The 20,294-nt window shown below is 60.8% G+C and carries 21 protein-coding genes, 1 tRNA gene and 1 other RNA gene; 4 read left to right on the forward strand and 19 right to left on the reverse strand.

Annotated features, from left to right (window positions below; genetic code table 11):
• Positions 1–30 precede the first annotated feature (30 nt).
• The 13 genes from ACFRFQ_RS14860 to ACFRFQ_RS14920 all read right to left on the reverse strand — a co-directional run bounded on the left by ACFRFQ_RS14860 (position 31) and on the right by ACFRFQ_RS14920 (position 11,295).
• Positions 31–103, reverse strand: a tRNA-Ala gene (locus ACFRFQ_RS14860).
• A gap of 148 nt (positions 104–251) precedes the next feature.
• Positions 252–989, reverse strand: coding sequence for a DsbA family protein (locus ACFRFQ_RS14865; RefSeq protein WP_378658803.1), 738 nt, complete (start codon positions 987–989; stop codon positions 252–254).
• A gap of 60 nt (positions 990–1,049) precedes the next feature.
• On the reverse strand, positions 1,050–1,538 hold the full coding sequence (locus ACFRFQ_RS14870) for a MauE/DoxX family redox-associated membrane protein (RefSeq protein WP_378658806.1): 489 nt from the start codon (positions 1,536–1,538) through the stop codon (positions 1,050–1,052).
• A gap of 9 nt (positions 1,539–1,547) precedes the next feature.
• The gene (locus ACFRFQ_RS14875) at positions 1,548–2,759 is read right to left on the reverse strand and encodes an MFS transporter (RefSeq protein WP_378658809.1); all 1,212 of its coding nucleotides are present in this window, start codon (positions 2,757–2,759) and stop codon (positions 1,548–1,550) included.
• A gap of 42 nt (positions 2,760–2,801) precedes the next feature.
• Positions 2,802–4,439 (reverse strand): phosphoglucomutase (alpha-D-glucose-1,6-bisphosphate-dependent), encoded by a 1,638-nt coding sequence (gene pgm / locus ACFRFQ_RS14880; RefSeq protein ID WP_378658812.1) that lies wholly within the window; start codon positions 4,437–4,439, stop codon positions 2,802–2,804.
• A gap of 56 nt (positions 4,440–4,495) precedes the next feature.
• Positions 4,496–4,840 (reverse strand): fluoride efflux transporter CrcB, encoded by a 345-nt coding sequence (crcB, locus tag ACFRFQ_RS14885; protein WP_378658815.1) that lies wholly within the window; start codon positions 4,838–4,840, stop codon positions 4,496–4,498.
• Positions 4,837–5,214: a fluoride efflux transporter FluC gene (locus tag ACFRFQ_RS14890; protein ID WP_378658818.1), complete on the reverse strand. Its 378-nt coding sequence runs from the start codon at positions 5,212–5,214 to the stop codon at positions 4,837–4,839. Before ACFRFQ_RS14890 ends, crcB begins: the two co-directional genes overlap by 4 nt.
• Before the next feature lie 50 nt (positions 5,215–5,264).
• Positions 5,265–6,059 (reverse strand): DUF1295 domain-containing protein, encoded by a 795-nt coding sequence (locus ACFRFQ_RS14895; protein ID WP_378658821.1) that lies wholly within the window; start codon positions 6,057–6,059, stop codon positions 5,265–5,267.
• Positions 6,047–7,294, reverse strand: a complete 1,248-nt coding sequence (locus ACFRFQ_RS14900) for a class I SAM-dependent methyltransferase (protein ID WP_378658825.1) — start codon at positions 7,292–7,294, stop codon at positions 6,047–6,049. Before ACFRFQ_RS14900 ends, ACFRFQ_RS14895 begins: the two co-directional genes overlap by 13 nt.
• Positions 7,291–8,559 (reverse strand): class I SAM-dependent methyltransferase, encoded by a 1,269-nt coding sequence (locus ACFRFQ_RS14905; protein WP_378658828.1) that lies wholly within the window; start codon positions 8,557–8,559, stop codon positions 7,291–7,293. Before ACFRFQ_RS14905 ends, ACFRFQ_RS14900 begins: the two co-directional genes overlap by 4 nt.
• Positions 8,556–9,332, reverse strand: a complete 777-nt coding sequence (locus tag ACFRFQ_RS14910; protein ID WP_378658831.1) for a DUF1365 domain-containing protein — start codon at positions 9,330–9,332, stop codon at positions 8,556–8,558. The genes ACFRFQ_RS14905 and ACFRFQ_RS14910 overlap by 4 nt, the downstream gene beginning before the upstream one ends.
• Positions 9,329–10,633 (reverse strand): NAD(P)/FAD-dependent oxidoreductase, encoded by a 1,305-nt coding sequence (locus ACFRFQ_RS14915; RefSeq protein WP_378658834.1) that lies wholly within the window; start codon positions 10,631–10,633, stop codon positions 9,329–9,331. The genes ACFRFQ_RS14910 and ACFRFQ_RS14915 overlap by 4 nt, the downstream gene beginning before the upstream one ends.
• Positions 10,630–11,295 carry an alpha/beta hydrolase gene (locus ACFRFQ_RS14920; protein WP_378658837.1) on the reverse strand — a complete coding sequence of 222 codons (666 nt, stop codon included), beginning with the start codon at positions 11,293–11,295 and terminating at the stop codon, positions 10,630–10,632. The genes ACFRFQ_RS14915 and ACFRFQ_RS14920 overlap by 4 nt, the downstream gene beginning before the upstream one ends.
• 142 nt (positions 11,296–11,437) lie before the next feature.
• Here ACFRFQ_RS14920 and ACFRFQ_RS14925 point away from each other — a divergent pair, with 142 nt between their 5' ends.
• Positions 11,438–12,778, forward strand: a complete 1,341-nt coding sequence (locus ACFRFQ_RS14925; RefSeq protein WP_378658840.1) for a DUF222 domain-containing protein — start codon at positions 11,438–11,440, stop codon at positions 12,776–12,778.
• A gap of 85 nt (positions 12,779–12,863) precedes the next feature.
• A complete protein-coding gene (locus ACFRFQ_RS14930; RefSeq protein ID WP_378658842.1) occupies positions 12,864–13,844 on the forward strand; it encodes an alkaline phosphatase family protein in 981 nt (326 codons plus the stop codon).
• A gap of 77 nt (positions 13,845–13,921) precedes the next feature.
• Here the strand turns inward: ACFRFQ_RS14930 and ssrA are convergent.
• The 3 genes from ssrA to ACFRFQ_RS14945 form a co-directional block, all read right to left on the reverse strand.
• Positions 13,922–14,292, reverse strand: a transfer-messenger RNA (tmRNA) gene (gene ssrA / locus ACFRFQ_RS14935).
• Positions 14,293–14,358: 66 nt separating this feature from the next.
• Positions 14,359–15,864: an SDR family oxidoreductase gene (locus tag ACFRFQ_RS14940; protein WP_378658845.1), complete on the reverse strand. Its 1,506-nt coding sequence runs from the start codon at positions 15,862–15,864 to the stop codon at positions 14,359–14,361.
• 42 nt (positions 15,865–15,906) lie between these two features.
• The gene (locus ACFRFQ_RS14945) at positions 15,907–16,917 is read right to left on the reverse strand and encodes an NAD(P)/FAD-dependent oxidoreductase (RefSeq protein WP_378658848.1); all 1,011 of its coding nucleotides are present in this window, start codon (positions 16,915–16,917) and stop codon (positions 15,907–15,909) included.
• A gap of 76 nt (positions 16,918–16,993) precedes the next feature.
• On the opposite strand from ACFRFQ_RS14945, the gene ACFRFQ_RS14950 reads away from it, so the two are divergent.
• On the forward strand, positions 16,994–17,578 hold the full coding sequence (locus ACFRFQ_RS14950; protein WP_378658851.1) for a helix-turn-helix domain-containing protein: 585 nt from the start codon (positions 16,994–16,996) through the stop codon (positions 17,576–17,578).
• Between the two features lie 14 nt (positions 17,579–17,592).
• On the opposite strand, the gene smpB is transcribed toward ACFRFQ_RS14950, so the two are convergent.
• The 3 genes from smpB to ftsE all read right to left on the reverse strand — a co-directional run bounded on the left by smpB (position 17,593) and on the right by ftsE (position 19,807).
• The gene (gene smpB / locus ACFRFQ_RS14955) at positions 17,593–18,069 is read right to left on the reverse strand and encodes an SsrA-binding protein SmpB (protein ID WP_033231128.1); all 477 of its coding nucleotides are present in this window, start codon (positions 18,067–18,069) and stop codon (positions 17,593–17,595) included.
• A 70-nt stretch (positions 18,070–18,139) separates the two neighbouring features.
• Positions 18,140–19,045 carry a permease-like cell division protein FtsX gene (ftsX, locus tag ACFRFQ_RS14960; protein WP_033231129.1) on the reverse strand — a complete coding sequence of 302 codons (906 nt, stop codon included), beginning with the start codon at positions 19,043–19,045 and terminating at the stop codon, positions 18,140–18,142.
• An 81-nt stretch (positions 19,046–19,126) separates the two neighbouring features.
• Entirely contained in the window at positions 19,127–19,807 is a 681-nt protein-coding gene (ftsE, locus tag ACFRFQ_RS14965) for a cell division ATP-binding protein FtsE (RefSeq protein WP_202025995.1), read from the reverse strand.
• Positions 19,808–19,869: 62 nt separating this feature from the next.
• On the opposite strand from ftsE, the gene ACFRFQ_RS14970 reads away from it, so the two are divergent.
• Entirely contained in the window at positions 19,870–20,256 is a 387-nt protein-coding gene (locus tag ACFRFQ_RS14970; protein WP_378658855.1) for a hypothetical protein, read from the forward strand.
• Positions 20,257–20,294: the final 38 nt, after the last annotated feature.

Consider the following 20,294-nt stretch of genomic DNA (forward strand, 5'->3'; position numbering starts at 1 on the left):
GTTCGCAAGTGAGGAGCTTTTCTTATTGGGTGGAGCTAAGGGGACTCGAACCCCTGACCCCCACACTGCCAGTGTGGTGCGCTACCAGCTGCGCCATAGCCCCGTATTCAGTTCATTCTCAAATCAATCTTGCAGGCGGTTGTTCTGCTTGCCGCTTGCTTGAAGAAAGTTACACCACTTGCGTGGCGAGCAACAAATCGCCTGGTCAAGCCGGTGCGGCCGCTCCGGGTTTTAGAGCGGCCGCACACTGCTCACGAAGCGAACTGCGAAACCCAATCGCTGTTCTTGGTGCTGACGATCTTGCCGTCGGCGACAACCGTCGGGGTGCCCGTTCCGCCGGCTGCGGAGAGAGCCTCGCTCGCTGCTGCAGCGTTGGCTGCGGCAACGTCCACGTTGGCACCAGACGAGATGCAGGCGGTGGCCGCATCCGACGCACCGGCTTCGCCGGCTATCCGAGCCAAATCGTCGTTGGTGTGATCGCTCTTACCACCTTCAGCCGGCTGGTTGTCCGGCGAGAAGAGTGCGGTGTGCAGATTCGAGTAGGCAATCGCGTTGCCATCCTGCGCGACGCACAGCAATGCCGCGCCGGCGCGCGTGGAGTAATCACCGCTGCTCGAAGCCCTGTTGAGGAAGTTGAGCATGTGATAGCGAACGGCCACGTCACCGGTGTCGATCGCGGCCGACACCGATTGGCCACTCAGGTGCTCGAGTGCGGCACACGCGGGGCACAGTGGATCCTCGAAAATGTCGAGAGTGGTACGTGCGTCCGGCTTCCCGAGCAGTACGACGCCATTGTCCTGCACGGTGACAACGACCTCGGAGTTCTGCACCGAACCGTAGCCGTCGTTTTGCACCTCGTTCTTGCTCGACTGCCACAGGACGCCGCCGATGACGAGGGCCGCGATCACCAGGACGGCGAGACCACCGATGATGTAGGTGGACCGACTCGACACCGGTTCCGGTTTGTACTTGTTGTTCTTGGCGCTCACGCTGATGCAGTCCTTCGTGCGTCGAAACGATTTTACCGAGGGGTTACCTTGCCCGGGTACTCACCTTGCCATTGAAGACTGTGCTTCAACTGAGAATGCGGTACGTGATCCCTGTCCCAATGCGATCGGTGATCGTGGGAAGACACACAACCACAGGGCCAACGCCAGGAAACTGACGTCTCTCAGGATCTCGTTCAGGTAGTCCCACGCGTCGACGTCGGCAGCGCCGCCACCACCGAAACAGCCGCAGTCGATCGACAATCCGCGGGCCCACACCGAGATGATCACGCTGATGAGCACTACAAGCATGAGCACCGACACTGCGGCCGACGCTCGTACGGCAAGGCCCACGAGCAGCAGCAATCCGAGAACGATCTCGAGCAACGGCATCGCCATCGCCACCGGACCCACGAGACTCTCGGGCAACAGTTGATACGCCCGGACAGCGATCTTCGTCTGAACCGGATCGAGGAATTTGATGCCACCTGAAATCAGCCACACGGCTGCCAAACCCAAGCGGGCCACAAGACTCACGATGCGAATAGCCACAGGTCGAGCCTACAGAGGGACTTCCGAGGTGACGGTTTTTGCGGTTACAGCCTTCGCCGGCACCAGTAGCCACCCCACGCTCGCGACGATCACCACAGCACCCATTGCAGCAAAAGCCACGGAGTACGAGAAGTACTCCACCAACAGACCGGCGCAGATCGGCGCGACCACACCGCCGACATCGGACATCATCTGGAACACTGCCAGAACGGGACCGCCACGCGCCTTGGATCCGACAACATCGGCAACCGCAGCTTGCTGCGACGGACTCATCAAACCGGAACCTGCACCTGTCACGGCGGCAATCACGAAAAACGCCACCAGGTTGTGGGTGAATCCGATCGCCATCGTTCCCGCACCGCAGACGAGCAACCCCGCGAGCACAAAGGGTTTGCGCCCGTATTTATCCGAGAGCCGACCCGAGAAGGTCAGAACCAGAGCATTTCCGACCGCAAAAACTGCCAGCGCGTACGCGGCGACCGCGTCGCCGCGGCCGAGAGCCTCAACGACAAAAAGCGGGACCATCGCGACGCGGACGCCGAAGATGACACCACCGAACGCCAGGTTCGAGCCCAGAGCAGCGCGGTAAACCGGGGAACGTAGACCTTCCGCCAATGTCATCGGTGTGATCGACGCGCCTTTGTCCGGCGACGCGAGATGCGAACCACGCAGACTGAAGAAAACCACAGCGGCCGCAATGACCAGCGTCGCCGCATAAATGAGGAACGGCATCCGCAAGCCGAACTGCAGCAGCGCGCCACCGAATATCGGGCCGGTAATCGAGCCCATCAGGAAGCTCGTTGCGTATAGACCGGAAACGCGTCCCCGGTGGTCAGGCGGTGACATCCGAATAAGCAGTCCGAGCGCCGACACCGTGAACATGGTGGAACCGATACCGCCGAGCGACCGGAACAACAGTAGCTGCCAGTACTCCTGCGCAAACGCGCACGCGCCGGTGGACAAGGCGACGATCAACAACCCCAGGATGTACACCGGGCGCTCGCCGAGTTTCTGCACCAAGGTGCCGCTCATCGGCGCAAATACCAAGCGCATGAACGCAAACGACGAAATGACGACTGTGGCGGCCGTAACCGATACATCGAAGCTGCGAGCGAACTGCGGTAGCGCCGGGGCGACGATGCCGAATCCGAGAGCGATGACGAAGCTGGCGGAAACCAGCACCCAGATTTCCTGTGGCAGCCTGGCTGCGCGAGTTTTCATGTCGCCCGGGATTCTAGCCGGGCGACATCAGCGGGCCGCGAGCTAGTTCGCGTTCAGGACACCGGACACCAAGTCCTTCGCCGCCGCCTGAACCTGAGCCAGATGCTCGTCGCCCTTCATCGACTCGGCGTAAATCTTGTACACGTCCTCGGTTCCTGACGGCCTGGCCGCAAACCACGCGTTCTCGGTGGTCACCTTCAAACCGCCGATTGCGGCACCGTTCCCCGGCGCTGCCGTCAGCGCCGCGGTGATCGGCTCCCCCGCCAGTTCCGTCGCAGTGACCTGCTCCGGTGACAGTTTTGCCAGCACCGCCTTCTGCGCGCGACTCGCGGGCGCGTCGATGCGGGCGTAGGCCGGGCTACCGAACTTCTCGGTCAGCGCGCTGTAGTGCGCCGACGGCGTCTTGCCGGTCACCGCCGTGATCTCGGACGCGAGCAGCGCAAGAATGATGCCGTCCTTGTCTGTCGTCCACACCGAGCCGTCGTGACGCAAGAAGGACGCTCCCGCGCTTTCCTCGCCGCCGAACCCGACCGAACCGTCGAGCAACCCCGGCACGAACCACTTGAAGCCGACGGGTACCTCCAGGAGTTCGCGCCCGAGTCCGTTCACCACGCGGTCGATCATCGACGAGCTGACCAGGGTCTTCCCCACCTTCGTGCCTGCCGCCCACTTCGGACGGTTCGCAAAGAGGTACTCGATGGCAACGGCCAGATAGTGATTGGGGTTCATCAAACCGCCGTCGGGGGTGACAATTCCGTGGCGATCGGAATCGGCGTCATTTCCGGTGGCGATGTCGTAGCGATCCCGAATACCGATCAACGACGCCATCGCGTCAGGCGAGGAGCAATCCATTCGAATCTTGCCGTCGGTGTCGAGGGTCATGAATCGCCAGGTCGGATCGACCAGAGGATTGACCACCTCGAGGTCGAGGTGATGAGTCTCGGCGATGGCTCCCCAATAGTCGACGCTCGCGCCGCCGAGGGGATCTGCGCCGATGCGGATGCCCGCGTCGCGAATCGCGTCGAGGTTGAGCACAGAGGGCAAGTCGTCGACGTAATACCGCAGGAAGTCGTACCGCTCGACCCTGGAGAGTGCCTGTTCCGTCGTGACACGCCGGACGCCGGCAAGACCGTCGCGGAGAAGTTGATTGGCACGGTCTGCGATGACCGACGTGGCATCGGTATCAGCGGGGCCACCGTGGGGCGGGTTGTACTTGAACCCTCCGTCGCGTGGCGGATTATGCGAAGGCGTCACGACGATTCCGTCGGCCTTGGCTTCCGGCGCGGTGGAGTTGTATCGCAGAATCGCGTGACTCACGGCGGGCGTAGGAGTATAGGCGTCGCGCGAATCCACCAGCACCACTACGTCATTGGCAACAAGTACTTCGAGCGCGGACAGCCAGGCCGGCTCGGACAACGCGTGCGTGTCGCGGCCGATGAACAACGGCCCGTCAATACCCTGCGATGCACGGTACTCCACAATCGCCTGCGTCGTTGCCAGGATATGCGCTTCGTTGAAGGCACTGTCCAGACTGGAACCACGATGCCCCGACGTCCCGAACAACACCTGCTGCAGCGGATTCTCAGGATCAGGCGTTCGTGTGTAGTACGCAGAAACCAAGTGCGGTACGTCAATCAAATCCTGTGGTTGCGCCACCTGTCCTGCTCGCTCGTGCGCCACGAATCCCCCTAAGCCCGGTGGTCGACCACACGGCCGACACGACTGTCGCTCATTCTCTACCCTGTGATCTGAATTCCCAACCAGGCGATGCTGAGTCCCACGACAAGACTGGCGATGATGTACACCAGCGAAAGCGCCGTCTGACGCTTGTCCAACATACCGACATTTTCGGTCGCAAACGTCGAGTACGTGGACAAACCGCCGCAGAAGCCAGTCGCGAGCAGAGCCGCCATAGCTGTGGAGAGTGTTGCGCCGGTGAACAATCCGAGGAGAAAGCAACCCAGGACGTTAGCCATGAATGTTGCTGCCGGAAATCCCCTGTATGCCGGGACGTATTTCGCGAGCAAGTACCTGCCGGTCGCACCGGCGCCGCCGCCGATTGCCACGAGGAGAACGGTCATACCGCCGCCCCCTCACGACGGCGCATCCAGCGCTCGCCGATTGCCTTGCCCCACGCAGCGGCCAGGATCGCCGGAACCAAGGTGCCGAGAACGTACAGAATGGATCGCAACGGACTCTCGGTAACCGCGTGAACCGCGAACGACGAGAACGTCGTGAAGCCACCACAGAAACCCGTGCCCAGAAAGATGTACCAGACCTTGTCGTGAATCAGCAGCGCCGCAAGCACTCCGAGGATCAACGAACCGACGACATTGATTACGAGAGTGGTCCAGATGTGTGGAAACCACTCGCCCAAACCGTATCTCGTCAGCGCTCCGAGTGCACCACCCGCAGCCACCGCCCCGATGGCCGCAGGCAAGCCAAGCTCACTCATTCGCGCTCCTCACTCGATCGAGCCAGATCTGTATCGGCTCTATCTGGGCTCTATCTCGGCGGCCGAGGAATGAAGTAGCTCGTCCGCTCCTGGTACTCACGATAACCGGGACGGTGCGCCATGTGCCTCTCGAGAAGGCGCGCGCCGGTCGCAAACACAAGAAAGTACGTCATCGCGACTGGCGAAAGAATCGTCAACGCACCTGGCCACACCGAGGCCGCGACGAGGAATATCCCCCACCACACACAGGCGTCACCGAAGTAGTTGGGATGTCGCGTCCACGCCCACAGTCCCTGATCCATGATGTGCCCGAAACTGCCGGGATCGGATTTGAACTCGGCCATCTGACGATCGGCGACCGCCTCGAATGTCACACCGACCAGCCACAACACGACGCCCAGGACCACCAACAGGTTGAACCCACCTGTCGACACCGCGGACACCTGAATCGGCAGCGACACAAACCACAGGGAGATACCTTGCGTCACATATATTTTCCGTATCGCATACAGAGTTCGACTGCCAGACGTTCGACTGCCAGACGCCTTTCCCAGCATCTGCTCGTACCGAGGATCCTCACCTTTACCCCGTGAACGCACCGCCATATGCCACGCCAACCGCAGGCCCCAGATACCTACCAACACGAGCATCAGTAGTCGGCGCCACAGATCGCCTACGCCACCGACTGCGGACACTGCGGCGATGACCACAAAGCCCACGCCCCAGGACACGTCGACAACATTGTGCCGGCCGATTCGTGTCCCGATTGCCGCAGTCACCGCCATCACGACAACAACGGCCACGAAGCTCGCAAGCATCATCGAACCAAGCGTCATCGAAGACATGACGGCCTCACTGAGAGAATCTGATCCACACCCATCCGCCCGTCACGAAACGCCATACCACCGCCGACGAGGTAGAGACGCCACACCCGAGCGACCTCTACGCCGACCAGGTCCACTACACGGTCGAAATTGGATTCGAACGTCTCGATCCACGCGTCGACTGTCCGCACGTAGTGCTCCCGAAGTGCCTGAACGTCACGCACTTCCAGCCCACCCTCCTCGATCATTGCCACGGTGCGCCCGACCGGACGCATATACATGTCGGGCGCGATGAACGACTCGATGAACGGCCCGCCACCAGGATGAGCCCCGGTACGCGACATCTGCTGGATCAGTACGCGCCCACCCTCGACCACATTGTCGTGCAGCGCTTTCACATACATCGGATAGTTGTCCTCGCCGACGTGCTCGCCCATTTCGATCGACGCGACGGCGTCGTAGGGTCCGTCCGGAATCTCGCGGTAGTCCTGCAGACGGACCTCAACCCGATCTCCGAGGCCCAACGATTGGACCCTCGCGTCGACAAACGCCTTCTGCTCCGCCGAGATCGTCACTCCGACAACGTGAGCACCGTACTCGCGAGCAGCATGCACACTCAGCGAACCCCACCCGCAACCAACATCGAGCAAGCGTTGCCCGCGCGCCTGATCGAGCCCGATCTTGCGGCATACCAGGTCCAGCTTGTCTCTCTGAGAGTCGTCGAGAGTGTAGTCCGGTGCGTCGGATGTCCAGTATCCCGAGGAATACGCCATATTCTTGTCCAGGATCAGCGAATAGAAGTCATTCGACAAGTCGTAGTGATGACCGATTGCCGCCCGATCCCTCGACACACTGTGTAAGCGGCCCTTGACGCGCGCCTGCGACACCGGTGGCGGCAACGGGCGTCCGAACACGCCCAAGGATCTCGCGGCCCTCACCGCCGCGAGGATGACCGACGGTGTCGGTGCGACAGGCCCCAGACCACGCTCGGCAGACACTTTCCACACATGCGTGAGTGCTTCGCCAAGATCGCCTTCGACGTCGAGTTCGCCCAGAACATATGCCTGCGCCGCACCCAACTCTCCCGGATTCCACAACAGCCGCCGAAGCACGTTTGCGCTGTAGAGCGTCACTTTCGGCGCATCATCCGGCCCTGCAGCACTGCCATCCCACGCAGTCAGTCGCACCGGAAGTTCGCCGCCGACAAGCGGACTGAGGAGTTCCGCCAACCGCTCGGCGATCGCAGTACCCGTCATCGCTGGTTCCTCCGATCGAGAATTACTTGCTGAACGTCGAGATATCCGGAACGGAAACCCGCTTCGGAGTAGCAGAGGTAGAAGTGCCACATGCGGGCGAATACGTCGTCGAATCCAAGCGCTGCAACTTCCTCCGCACGGGCACTGAACCTCTCATCCCACAAACGGAGCGTTTGGGCATAGTGGTCACCCATCGACATGCGTTCACGCACACGAAGAGTGGTCATACGTTCGGTGACGTCCTCGATCGCCCGTACGGACGGCAGGAAGCCTCCCGGGAAGATGTACTTGTGAACCCAGGTATAGGTGTTGCGGGTGGCCAACATTCGATCGTGCGGCATGGTGATTGCTTGTATCGCGGCGCGCCCGCCCGGCGCCAACAGGGAGTCGATCTTCTGGAAGTAGCTTCCCCAGTATTGGTGGCCGACCGCCTCGATCATCTCGACCGACACCACTGCGTCGTACTCCCCCTGCACTAGCCGATAGTCGAGAAGGTCGATCTGAACGCGATCCGCCAGTCCCGCAGCGCTTATCCGCTTAGCTGCCAGTTCCTGCTGTTCCACCGACAACGTCACTGAACTAACCATCGCACCGCGCTGGGCTGCTCGGATCGCCAATTCCCCCCAGCCCGTGCCGATTTCAAGTAGTCGCGACCCCGGGCCGACGCCCGCCCCGTCCAGTAGTCGGTCAATCTTGCGGTGTTGTGCAGCGGCGAACACGTCCCACGAGGGGGAATCTCCCACCGACAGATCGTCGAACAGGGCACTGGAATAGGTCATCGTGCCGTCGAGGAATAATTCGAACAACTCGTTCGAGAGGTCGTAGTGCCGTGCGATGTTGGAACGGGTATTCTGCGTCGAATTGCGCTCACTACGAGGCTGCTTGGGAACGTAGAGGCCGCGTAGCCGCTGCAAGAAGTCTGGAATCAATGTCGCCACGCGAGAGGCAAAAACTTCCAGTACTGCGGTGAGATCGGAGGCCTCCCAATCACCCGCCATGTACGACTCCCCGAATCCGATCAGACCGCTGTCGCCCACCCGAGCAGCAAAGTCATCCGGACGATGAATCACCATCAAGGGCGAATCGGGGCTACCGCCGCCCGAGAACTCACCACCGGGCATCTGCACGCGCAGCGGCAATCGAGCAACGGCTTTGTGGAACAGCGCTCTCGCGACCGGCGACGCCACGCGTACTTTGGGGCCGCTGGGGACAGTCGTGACTCCTGGCCAGCGCTCGACCTGAGCGTTACGCGTCATAGTTGTCATCGCACGGCCTCCTGCGGTTGATGATGTGGCGGTTGATGATGTGGCGGTTGATGGCGCGGCCGAGGAACTATCGGTAATCGTCTGGACCACAACCGAATTCCTTGATATCGAATTTGCGCGGATACCCTCAGTGGCGCGAGCGGAATCGCGAGGAAGCTCCGAATTATCGCGCCCGCGGTAGCCGGAACACATCTACCGCGTACCGTCGCTGCAAAAGGGGCCTGATCCGGTCTGGTGAGAACTATCGACAACTGCACCGAATGATCGGGCACCGGCAGTCTCATCCGGTACTCGCCGGACACGTCGTTGAACGGCGAGACGTAGAACTCCTTCGACGTTCGAGCTGAACCAGCGTCGTCGGTCTCGAGCAGGTAGCAGTGCCGTTCACCGTAGGTGTTGTGGACCTCAGCCACCACGCAGCGCACGGTGCCATCGTCATCGAGGCACCAGAACACGCTCAACGGATTGAAGACATAACCCAGGACCCGAGCGTTAGCGAGCATCAGAATTCGTCCACCGGCAAAGGAGACCCCGCGGGCGTGAAGGAAAGCTTCGACATTGGCCCGCAAGGTTACTGTTGAATCACCGAGGTGATCGACCGCATCGAATCGAGCCAAAGGACGCAACGGTTTCGGAAGTACCGGTAGCGCGTCCACGTCGACCAGCCAACTGTAACTCCGGTATTCGAACTCGTTGCGTATCGGCTCGGATCGCACATGCCGTATCCGGGTGTGAACGATCGACGGAGTAATCGGCGAGGCGGGGGTGCTCATGACCATCGCCCACCCACACGCTCAGCCGCACGCAAACCCGACAATGCACCGTCCTCGTGGAACCCCCACCCGTGATAGGCCCCGGCAAAAGCAAGCACATCCGTATCGAGTTCGGGCAGGCGACTCTGTGCCGCAACCGAAATCGGCGTGTATTGCGGATGCTCGTAGGTCATCTGATCGATGACGGAATCCGGAGCAATCATATCCTTGCCCCCGAGAGTCACGATGTACCGTCGACCGGTCTCCGGTAGACGTTGCAACCGGGTCATGTCGTAGCTGACGAGCACATGATCGGGCGTCGCATTGCACTGCGGCAGATAATAGTTCCACGATGCTCGCGCATTCGAATTATCCGGCAGCACACTCTCATCCGTGTGCAGTTGGGTCTGATTGATCGAATAGGGCATCGCGCCGAGGACCTCGTGCTCCGTGGCCGTCGGATCGGCGAGAATCTTCAGAGCTTGCTGGGGATGCGTTGCGATCACTACGGCGTCATAGGTCTCGAGTTGATCATCTCCCCCACGAATCTCGACTGAATCAGCGTGCCGATACACGGCGTGAACCGGCGTGCTCAGCCGAACGGCGCTGATGCTCTGTGCCACCGCTTTCACATACTCGACCGAACCACCGGTTACTGTCCGCCAGGTCGGCGAGCCCGAAATAGAGAGCATGCCGTGGTGGTCGAGGAACGCGAAGAGGTACCGCGCCGGATACTCGAGAGCCGCTGACGGGTCACACGACCACACCGCAGACACCAGTGGGGTCATGAAGTGGGCGGTGAAATAGTCGGAGAATCTGCCGCTTCGCAGGAAAACCCCGAGCGTCTGATCGGGTGTCGACGCATCGGACCGCTCGAGCAGCGCACGCGCTCGTCGATGAAACCTCTTGACCTCCATCAACATCGAAAGAAAGCTGCCGTTCACCAGCAGTCCAGGCGTTGGCAGGACGCCGCGCAACCCCTGTCCGCCGGAATACTCGAGACCACACCCTTCGCAGCGGACAGACATGCTCATGTCCGATTCCTGTGTCCCGACACCCAGTTCGGCAAATAATCTCAACAGCGTCGGATAGGTGCGGTCGTTGTGCACGATGAAGCCGGTGTCAACAGCGAAGTTGCGACCTTCGGGATCGGTCACCGCGTGTGTGTCTGCGTGGCCGCCGAGCCGCGAATCTGCCTCGTACAGAGTCACATCTGAGTCCTTGCCGAGAACCCATGCCGCAGTCAATCCAGCGACTCCACTGCCCACGACAGCAACCTTGCGCTTGTCAGAACTTGCCGAACTCCGTCTGCCCGAATTCATCGTCGTTCTCCTGCCTTCACTTCGGTTGAACTGGCTGCTATTTCCGAATCGGCTGCTATTTCCGAGACCGCATCTGCCGCCAGTCGGTGCCACAGCGATGCCCGCCGCAGCATGAAGTGCCCCGCACCCTCGACGCCGATCCATTCGGCATCGAGACCGGATCTTCGCGCTCGTTCAACGACTGCTTTCGAGATATCCGGATCAGTCCAGCGATCCGCCGTGCCGTGCACTACCCGCAGTAGGAAACCCTCCCGCGGTCCGATTTCCGTCCCCGCCGGCCACCATGGAGCCAACGCAACGATGCCAACGACGGCCGCATCACCCGACAGAGCAGCGGCTACCCGTCCACCCATCGAATGTCCAAGCAGAATGACCTTCGCGTCAGGGTGTTGTGCCTTGATTCGATCGAGCACGTGTCGCGCATCTGCAACCGGACTCTGCTCAGCGTCATTCCACCCACGTGTGCGATATCTGATCGGCGTGACATCGAATCCGCGTTGCTGAAGTGCCACCGAGAAGGGACGCATCCGGAGGTTCGACAGATGCCAGATTCGCGAACGGCGGTGACTCGAGACCTTGCCACCGGGCAGAACCATCACGGTGAGGTGTTGATCTTCACTGCGGTGATCTTCCCAGTGCTGCGGCCGATGCTGAAGCGTCATATAGGGCATTCGGCGCCGAAAACTCCGCGGATGGGATTTGTAGGATTTCTTTTCATGGCGAGACGTCCCCGCGGGGACGCTTTTCGAAATCTGTCGGCACCCGCGGCTACTGTCGAATGAACATTCGAACCGGGGGGTCGGCATGGACACAAACAAGCTGGACACAAACAAGCTCGTCATCGATCACGACAGTGACACCGAACAGGTCATGAGCGTCGCGGACAAGCGAGAAGCCGTAGACAACATCGGCGTGGAAATCTGCGCACTAGCCGGGCAAATCGCAGCGGCCACCGCTCGCTTCCTCACCCTCTTGGCCGACTTCGACGAACAACGAGGCTGGGCCGGTCCCGGACTGCATTCGTGCGCTCACTGGCTGTCATGGAAATGTGGCATGAGCCTGCACACCGGACGTGAATACGTTCGTGTCGCCAAGGCGCTCCGCCCACTGCCCCAGATGCGGAAGGCGTTCGAACAAGGCGAGTTGTCGTACTCGAAGGTTCGAACACTGACCCGAGTCGCAACCCCTACAAACGAGAAGCAGATGGTCCGGCTCGGCCGCGAAGCACCTGCGTCCCAGATCGACCGTCTCACCGCCGGACTACGAAAAGTCACCGACAACGAATCCGGCAAAAGTAAAGCACCTGAACGCTTTCAAGTGCGCTGGCACTGGGACGCAGACACCGGAGATTTTGTCATCAAAGGTCGCCTCGCCGCACAGGACGGCGCTCGCATCCTCGCTGTCCTGACCACCGCAGAACAGGAACGCAACCGGACGGAAAGCCCTTCACAGGAGGACGAGCCAACCACCGAACAGAATGCGGCGAAAAAGCCGCCCGGAGATATCGGGCCCGCACTCCTCGCGATGGCCGAAATCGCAGCCACAGCCGGCGTGAATACAGCGACGCGCGCCGGCACCTCCGCAGAGGTGGTGTTCTTCCACGAGCATGACAACCTCCGAATTCCCGGTGGACCTGTACTGACTGACAGCGACTCCGAGGAAGTCCTCTGCAACGCCCACCTCCGCTTGGCGAAGACAAAGAAGCAGTGCGTGCTCAATCTGGGCCGGAAAACCCGCGTCACCAGCCACAAACAAATGCTGGCGCTGAACTACCGTGACGGAAGCTGTCGCACACCAGGGTGCGGTCGAACCAGGTTTCTACATGCTCACCATGTCCGATTCTGGGGTCGTGGCGGAGAAACCAACCTCGACAACCTGATCATGCTGTGCGGTACCTGCCACCGAGCACTACACCGTGGCCAATTCACAATTACTGCCCTCGGTGATCAGCAGTTCGAATTCCACAACACCGATGGAGGGGTCATCGACCCGGCACCTCCGACGGAGGGTTTCGCCGATCAACTACTGCGCGGCGACATACGTGATGATGCAATCATCCCGAGATGGGGCGGCGATCCGCTACACCTGGACCACGCCGTCAGCGTCATCTTCGACGGGTTGGACCGCGAAAGCGTATTGGTCTAGTCCAATCTGAACTGTTGATGAACAATCGAACAATCATGGCGCCTGAGTGGTGCAATTGGTCTAGTCCTATTGCAAGATCCTTAGCGTGACCAAGAAAATAGCTCGTACCTCAGCCACCATCACACTTCTCCTAGCCGGCGCGGTAGCTGCCGGAACTTCCACTGCTGCAGCAGTTCCCGGTTCGTCCGACCTCAATTCGATTGCTGCCCAGAAGACTGTCGTCATCGGACTTGACGGCACCATGCTCAGCCACATCAAGAACGCCGACGCCCCGAACCTGAACAAGCTGATTGCCGAAGGAACCAGTGGAGAATCGTCCATCCTCGGCCACACCACAATCTCCGGACCCTCGTGGTCAACGATTCTCACAGGGGTCTGGGACACCAAGCACGGCGTGAAGGACAACACATTTGTCGGTGCCCGCTACGACCTGTACCCCACCGTCTTCACCCAGATCGAGAAGGCCAAGCCTGCCCTTGTCACCGAATCGATCTCAACGTGGGGAGGCATAGACAACATCGCATCCAGCGGTGAGCCCAAGGCTGACGTAGTTGTCACTACACCCGACACCGGCTCGGTGGCGGCAACGGACAGTGCGACCGCGGACGCTGTCGCCGCCTCCATCATCGACAAGGGACCGGATCTCATCTTCACCCAGCTCGATCAGGTCGACGGCGCCGGACACAGCGGTGGAACAAATGCACCTGCCTACGCCGAGTCCATCGCGTCGGTAGACGAGGAGGTCGGAAAGATCATCAACGCCGTCGACGAGCGCGGGGCAAAGACTGGCGAAAGGTGGACGGTGCTGGTCACAGCCGACCACGGTCACACGCCGACCGGCGGACACGGCGGCCAGAGCGCAGCCGAGGCAACGACGTTCGTTATCGCTCGTGGCGCCGGCTACACCGCAGGAAAGAACACCGCCGACTACACGATCGCCGATATCACCCCCACCGTCCTGCAGAGTCTCGGCGTTGCGCTGCCTGCCGACCTGGACGGTAAGCCGCTGGCCAAGAAAGCTCCCGGCTTCGCCGGCTCAATCGAACTGGGATTCTTCGGATCCTGATCGCAGAACCCCTACGGTGCTGCCATCAGCACAGCAATAAAGTCGGGCCGGAGAGTGTGAACTCTCCGGCCCGACCTTTGTGGAGCTGCCGGGAATTGAACCCGGGTCCTACGTTGAATCGCTAGGGCTTCTCCGTGTGCAGTTCGCTAAGTCTCTACTTGGATCTCCCAGTCTCGCGAACAAGCCAGGATGACGATCCCAGTCACTGTTTGATGTCCCATTCGACTCCGCGACCGAGCCGAACAGTAAAGCCCTCTAGCTGATGCCAGGAACCGGGTCGAGGGCAACCCCGGGCTGACAGACACGCTTCGCTACTTAGGCAGCGAGAGCGTAGTCGCGCTGATTGGAATCGGCGCTTATAGGTTTGCAGCGACGCTTACGGTGGTCTCTTGCCTGCACCGACACGCTTCCCCTAACTCAACACACGCAGTCGAAACCGTTCAGCCCCGTGTGTGCCCCGCGTCTTTCGTGGGGCTACCTACTATAACGCGCCGGTGCGCGGAAGTCATACCAATTAAACCGTGCGTTCTGCTGTGCTGGTGATGTTGGTGATCATGCCTTCGAATACGACACCGTGAAAGGGCAGGATCGAGTACCAATACAGCCGTCCGGCCAAGCCTCGCGGGAAAAATACTGCGCGCTGATCGAGGCGCGAACCCACCGCCTGACCATCCGGACCCGCGGGCCCGTCCGAGACTCTGAGCTCCAACCACGCTCCCCCGGGGACTTTCATTTCGGCCCGCAATCGCAGCAACTTTCCTCTGTCGATCTCTTCGACCCGCCAGAAGTCCAGGGCTTCACCGGTATTGAGGTGACGCGGATCACGCCGCCCTCGCCGCAACCCGACGCCGCCCACCGCCCGGTCCATCCACCCCCGAATTGCCCAGGCCAAAGGGAATGAGTACCAACCGTTCTCACCGCCGATGGATTCGACCACCTTCCACAGCGTCTCCGGGTCCGCAGCACAATCGCGTTCACGATGGTCGACATACACCGCTTCACCGGCCCAATCCGGATCGGACGGTAGCGGATCCGACGGTGCGCCGGCGATGGCGGCGCCGGACCAAGAGGTCTCGACCTCTCCGTTCTCGATCTTGCGCAGCGCCAGCCGCACGGCTTCGCGATACGTGGTGAGTCCGCCTTCGGGCGGCGGAATGAAGCCGTCGATGTCGTGATCGTGCATGACGGCATCGTTCTGCAATGACTCGATCAGCGGCATTGCGAGCCCGTGCGGAATCGGCGTGACCAACCCCACCCAGAGGCCGGCCAGCCTCGGGGTCAGCACTGGCAGAACGACAATGCGGCGACGCACCAATCCCGCGACATCAGCGTAAGTGTTCATCATTTCGCCGTACTGCATGACGTCCGGCCCGCCGATATCGAACGCGCGGTTGATCTCCGGGACTGTGGCCGCCGCAGCCACCAGATAGTGAAGGACGTCGCGCACGGCAATCGGCTGAATGTTGTTGTGCACCCATTTCGGCGTGGTCATCACCGGTAGGCGATTGGTCAGGTGTCGAACCATCTCGAAGGAGGCCGAACCCGAACCGATCACCACTCCAGCCTGGAACACGACCGTCGGAACGGCAGAGTCGAGAAGGATCTGGCCAACCTCCAGCCGAGACTTCAGATGCGTCGACAACTCGCGCTGCGTCGATAATTCATGCTGCGTCGGATGGAGTCCGCCGAGGTAGACGATTCTGCGAACTCCCGCTGCCGCTGCCGCTTCAGCCACGTTTGCCGCGCTGCGCTTGTCGACATCGGAAAACGAGCCACCACCACCCATTGCATGGACAAGGTAGTAGACAACGTCAATCTCCTCGAATGCACCTGCGAGGGAATCCTTGTCACTCAGATCAGCACGAACTACCTCGACGGAATCACGCCACGGAACATCGCGCAGTTTCTCGGGACTGCGCACCAGCACGCGGACGTGATGCCCCGCTGTGACCAACCTGGGGGCAAGACGCCCGCCGATGTAGCCGGTTGCTCCTGTGATCAACACTCGCACCGTTTCCATCACACCACGCTACGCAGAAAACCAACTGCCAGGCAGAAATGACTACGCAGAAATCGAGCCGCGCAAAGCCAACGCTGCCGCCAGATCATCCGCGGTGAGCGCCATGTTGATTCCCGCTCCGGCCTTAGCTCCTGCGGCTGCGGCCATGATGACCTGCGCACTCGGATCGACGACGTTGCCTGCCGCAAAGACTCCAGCCACGCTGGTTGCACCCATCATGTCCACGGTGACGAACTCCCCCATCATCGTCTCCGCCGTTGCAGCGCCGAACGACCGCAGGATCGAATCATTCGGGTCCATCGTGACCGCTCCGCCGACAAAGATCGCCGACCGCGCAACCGTCGAGCCGTCAGCCAACTGCACACCGACAAATCGATCGTTCTCGATCACCGGCGCAGACACCTCACCTTCGACGATTGAAATATTGAGCGCTGCAAGCTTTTCCCGGTCCTCGGCGCTGAGATTCTCGATTCGATGGAGGAACAGAACGACGTCGTCGGACCACTGACGGATCATCGGCGCCTGGTGCATTGCGAACTCGACACTCTTTGCAATGACACCCAGAGGCTGATCGCGCACGTCATATCCGTGGCAGTACGGGCAGTGCAGGACGTCGCGGCCCCATCGCTCACCGAAGGCACTGAGTTCGTCGGGCAGTTTGTCGGTCAAGCCCGTTGCGACAAGCACCTTGCGTACCAAGATTCGAGTGTCATCCGCCAGAGTGATCGCGAATCCGCCGCGAGAGTCTTCATCGCCTTCACGCTGCAGCGCCACGACAGTTCCGTCGTGGAACTCTCCACCGTATTTTCGGACTTCGTCGCGTCCGATGGAGAGTAGTTCGGCTGGATTCATCCTGTCGCGTGAGAGAAACCCGTTCATGTGATCTGCGGCCGCGTTTCGCGGTGCACCGTTGTCGAACACAACAACGGACCTGCGGGCTTGACCGAGGATGAGCGCCGCGTTGAGCCCTGCCGCACCGCCACCGATCACTGCTACGTCATACCTGCCTGCTGCGTCGAACGTGTCTGCTGCGTCGTAAGAGGTCTGTGTCATGAACCCAGGATTGCAGTACGACGCCAACTTGACAAACACCTTTGCTAATTTGGCAAAGTAGACGCAAAATAGACGAATGACCGAAACATCGTTCGACGCCGTCCTCGCGGGTATCGGTCCGCGTCTGCGCACACTGCGCCAACAATCCGATATGACGTTGACCGACCTCTCCGAGGCCACCGGCATCAACGTCAGCACGTTGTCGCGGCTCGAATCCGGCACTCGCCGAGCAAACTTGGAACTGTTGCTGCCGATCGCGAAGGCGCACGGCGTCCCACTGGACGACCTCGTCAACAGCAAGATCGCAGACCCCCGCGTGCGGGAAGAACCGCAAAAGGTCGGGTCGATGACGATTATTCCGTTGACCAGTCAGCCAGGAAACCTCCAGGCCTACAAGATGATCCTCGCGCCCACCGAGGACATCCGTGAGCCGGGCACCCACGAAGGGTATGAATGGCTCTACGTGCTGTCGGGTCGGGTCCGACTCCAGCTCGGTGATCGCGATTTTGTCATGGGCGCGGGTGAAGCGGCCGAGTTCGACACGCATATACCCCACCGATTCAGCGCGGCCGACGGTCGACCGGCCGAGGTGATCAGTTTGTTCGGCAAGCAAGGTGAACGAGTGCACCTTCGTGCCGCGCCGGCCGACCGCCGCGGCTGAGATCGTACGAGCTGCTACCCGCGCATGCCCTTGATCCGACGGCCCAACTCGCGCGTCACCTCGCGTTCGGCGGTGCGCTTGGCCATATCCTGACGCTTGTCGTAGTCCTGCTTACCCTTGGCGAGAGCAAGTTCGACCTTGACCTTGCCGTCGGAGAAATACATCGACAACGGGACCAGCGTCTGATTACCCTCACGGGTCTTGCCTACCAGGTGTTCGATCTCGCGCTTGTGCAGCAACAACTTCCGGGTCCGACGCGGCGAGTGGTTGGTCCACGAACCCTGCGTGTATTCCGGAATGTGCAGCGATCGAAGCCACACCTCACCGTTGTCGACGGTTGCGAAGGCGTCCACGAGCGACGCCTTACCTTCGCGCAAACTCTTGACCTCGGTCCCCACGAGCGCGATTCCCGCTTCGTAAGTGTCGATGATCGTGTAGTTGTGACGCGCTTTGCGATTGGTCGCAATGACCTTGCGGCCCTTTTCCTTCACTGTCCGGGCCTCTCAGTCCGCTGTCTTACCCAATAGTGTTGCTCTCAGCATAGAAGGCCGTGCAAACCAATTACTCGCGCACGTACAAACGAAGCGTGACGTACGAGGTTATCGCTGCCATTCCCACGCCTGCGAGTACCAGGAACGGTGAGACGAACAGGATATCGCTGTTGGAAATGCGGGCGACGATGTTGGCTTCGTAGACATCGGCAAGCACTCCGTCGATGAACAGGTTCTTTGCTGTGAAGAGCCCGGCAATCGCCAGTACCGCACCGATCAAGGCGGCCACAATTGCCTCGAGCAGGAACGGAAGCTGTGTGTACCAGCGTGTTGCGCCCACCAGTCGCATGATGCTGACCTCGGTACGACGCGTGAACGCGGCAATCTGAACCATGTTGGCGATCAAAAGGATTGCGGCGATGGCCTGCACGACGGCAATGGCAAAGGCCGCGTTGCGGACACCACCGAGGACGCTGAAGAGACGGTCGACGAGCTCACGCTGATTGAGAACGCTCTCGACGCCCGGCCGGGAACCGAACGTGTCGTTGATGACGCCGAACCGTTCCGGGTCACTGAGCTTGACCTTGAACGACGCCGGGAAGCTGTCCGGGCTGACCAGTGCCGCCAGCTCGGGCTGGTCCTTGAACACTCGCTCGGTCGCATCTTTCACCGCGTCGTCGCGATTGAGGAACTGAACCGCAACGACGGACGGGGTCTGCTCGAGTTCCTGCCGCAGAGTGCTGCAGATTTCCTGCTCACATCCGGGGTCTGCGGCGGAAATATCGTCCGTCAGGAAGATCTGAACCTCGACGCGCTCGAGGAAGATTTGTTGCGTCTTACCGGCCATCTGAACCACCAGGAGGCCACCACCGAAGAGTCCCAGCGAAATTGCGGTCGTCAAGATCATGGCAATGGTCATCGTGATGTTGCGGCGCAGGCCGGTCAGGACCTCGCTGAAAATAAAACTGGCACGCATCGGGGAATCCGATTCCTTCTCGAATGATCGGCGGCTTCGCAGCTACCGGTGGGCGTTCGGACGAGTGGTGAGCAGTCGGCGTTACCTGCCGACGCCGTACACACCCCGCGCTTCGTCTCTGCTGACCTTGCCGAGATCGAGTTCGATGACTCGTCGACGCATCGAGTCGACGATGTGGTGGTCGTGCGTGGCCATGACAACGGTGGTGCCGGTGCGGTTGATGCGCTCGAGCAGCAGCATGATGTCCTGGCTGGTCTCAGGATCGAGGTTGCCGGTGGGCTCGTCAGCGAGGAGGACCAGCGGCCGGTTCACGAAAGCGCGCGCAATAGCTACGCGCTGCTGCTCGCCGCCGGACAGTTCGGTGGGAAGTCGATCAGCTTTTCCGGCGAGGCCGACCATGTCGAGGACTTCGGGAACGGTACGTGCAATCACATCGCGTGGCTTGCCGATCACTTCCAACGCAAACGCGACATTCTCGGACACCGTCTTCTGCTGCAGCAGCCGGAAATCCTGGAACACGCAACCCATTGCCTGCCGCAGCTTCGGAACCCGACGGGCCGACAACTTGTTGACGTGAAAATCTGCGACCTCGATGTCACCGGACGTCGGCGACTCCATCTTGAGCAGTAATCGCATGAAGGTCGACTTGCCAGAGCCGGAGGGACCGATGAGGAAGACGAACTCCCCCTTCTCCACCTCCACACTGACATTGTCGAGCGCCGGCCTGGTGGAGGCCTTGTAGGACTTCGACACGTTCTTCATGCTGATCACAACAAGCCAGTCTAGCCGTTATCGAACAGTGACCTTGGAGCAACGCGCGGCGAGTGCGCCCGCTTTACCCGGTTCCACTGGTTGTCGCGGCTGTCGTGCTCGGAATTGTCGTCGCTGTGCTGTTGGAATTTCCGGAGTCGGAATTATCGTTGCCGGAATTAGCGTTGCCGGAATTGCCGACCGGAGGGCCAGGGACCGGTGCTGTCGTCGTCACCGTCGACGAAACACCACTCTGCGCTGAGCCCGGTGTCGCTGAACCGGAGGACTCGGTCGTCGACGGCGCCGATTCCGAGGACGGCGGCGCCGAAGATTCCGGGACAGTTGTGGTCGAAGTCCCCGCCGGCGGCTGCGTGTACGGCTCCGTCACCGACGATCCTGCGGCCGGCGCAGGCGTGGCTGCCGTGGGCACCTCCGGGTTCAGGCTCGTGTTGGCGACGTAGGCGAGGATCCAGGCAACGATCAGAAGGAACGTCGACGT

The sequence above is a fragment of the Rhodococcus sp. NPDC056743 genome, assembly GCF_042790355.1.
Taxonomy (GTDB): domain Bacteria; phylum Actinomycetota; class Actinomycetes; order Mycobacteriales; family Mycobacteriaceae; genus Rhodococcus_F.

Bases quoted from the DNA above. Each gene is read 5' to 3' on its own strand.
- ACFRFQ_RS14875 (WP_378658809.1), bottom strand. From the start codon at position 2,759: ATGAAAACTCGCGCAGCCAGGCTGCCACAGGAAATCTGGGTGCTGGTT.
- crcB (WP_378658815.1), bottom strand. From the start codon at position 4,840: ATGACCGTTCTCCTCGTGGCAATCGGCGGCGGCGCCGGTGCGACCGGC.
- ACFRFQ_RS14890 (WP_378658818.1), bottom strand. From the start codon at position 5,214: ATGAGTGAGCTTGGCTTGCCTGCGGCCATCGGGGCGGTGGCTGCGGGT.
- ACFRFQ_RS14895 (WP_378658821.1), bottom strand. From the start codon at position 6,059: ATGTCTTCGATGACGCTTGGTTCGATGATGCTTGCGAGCTTCGTGGCC.
- ACFRFQ_RS14900 (WP_378658825.1), bottom strand. From the start codon at position 7,294: ATGACGGGTACTGCGATCGCCGAGCGGTTGGCGGAACTCCTCAGTCCG.
- ACFRFQ_RS14905 (WP_378658828.1), bottom strand. From the start codon at position 8,559: ATGACAACTATGACGCGTAACGCTCAGGTCGAGCGCTGGCCAGGAGTC.
- ACFRFQ_RS14910 (WP_378658831.1), bottom strand. From the start codon at position 9,332: ATGAGCACCCCCGCCTCGCCGATTACTCCGTCGATCGTTCACACCCGG.
- ACFRFQ_RS14915 (WP_378658834.1), bottom strand. From the start codon at position 10,633: ATGAATTCGGGCAGACGGAGTTCGGCAAGTTCTGACAAGCGCAAGGTT.
- ACFRFQ_RS14920 (WP_378658837.1), bottom strand. From the start codon at position 11,295: ATGACGCTTCAGCATCGGCCGCAGCACTGGGAAGATCACCGCAGTGAA.
- ACFRFQ_RS14925 (WP_378658840.1), top strand. From the start codon at position 11,438: ATGGACACAAACAAGCTGGACACAAACAAGCTCGTCATCGATCACGAC.
- ACFRFQ_RS14940 (WP_378658845.1), bottom strand. From the start codon at position 15,864: ATGGAAACGGTGCGAGTGTTGATCACAGGAGCAACCGGCTACATCGGC.
- ACFRFQ_RS14945 (WP_378658848.1), bottom strand. From the start codon at position 16,917: ATGACACAGACCTCTTACGACGCAGCAGACACGTTCGACGCAGCAGGC.
- ACFRFQ_RS14950 (WP_378658851.1), top strand. From the start codon at position 16,994: ATGACCGAAACATCGTTCGACGCCGTCCTCGCGGGTATCGGTCCGCGT.
- ftsX (WP_033231129.1), bottom strand. From the start codon at position 19,045: ATGCGTGCCAGTTTTATTTTCAGCGAGGTCCTGACCGGCCTGCGCCGC.
- ftsE (WP_202025995.1), bottom strand. From the start codon at position 19,807: ATGAAGAACGTGTCGAAGTCCTACAAGGCCTCCACCAGGCCGGCGCTC.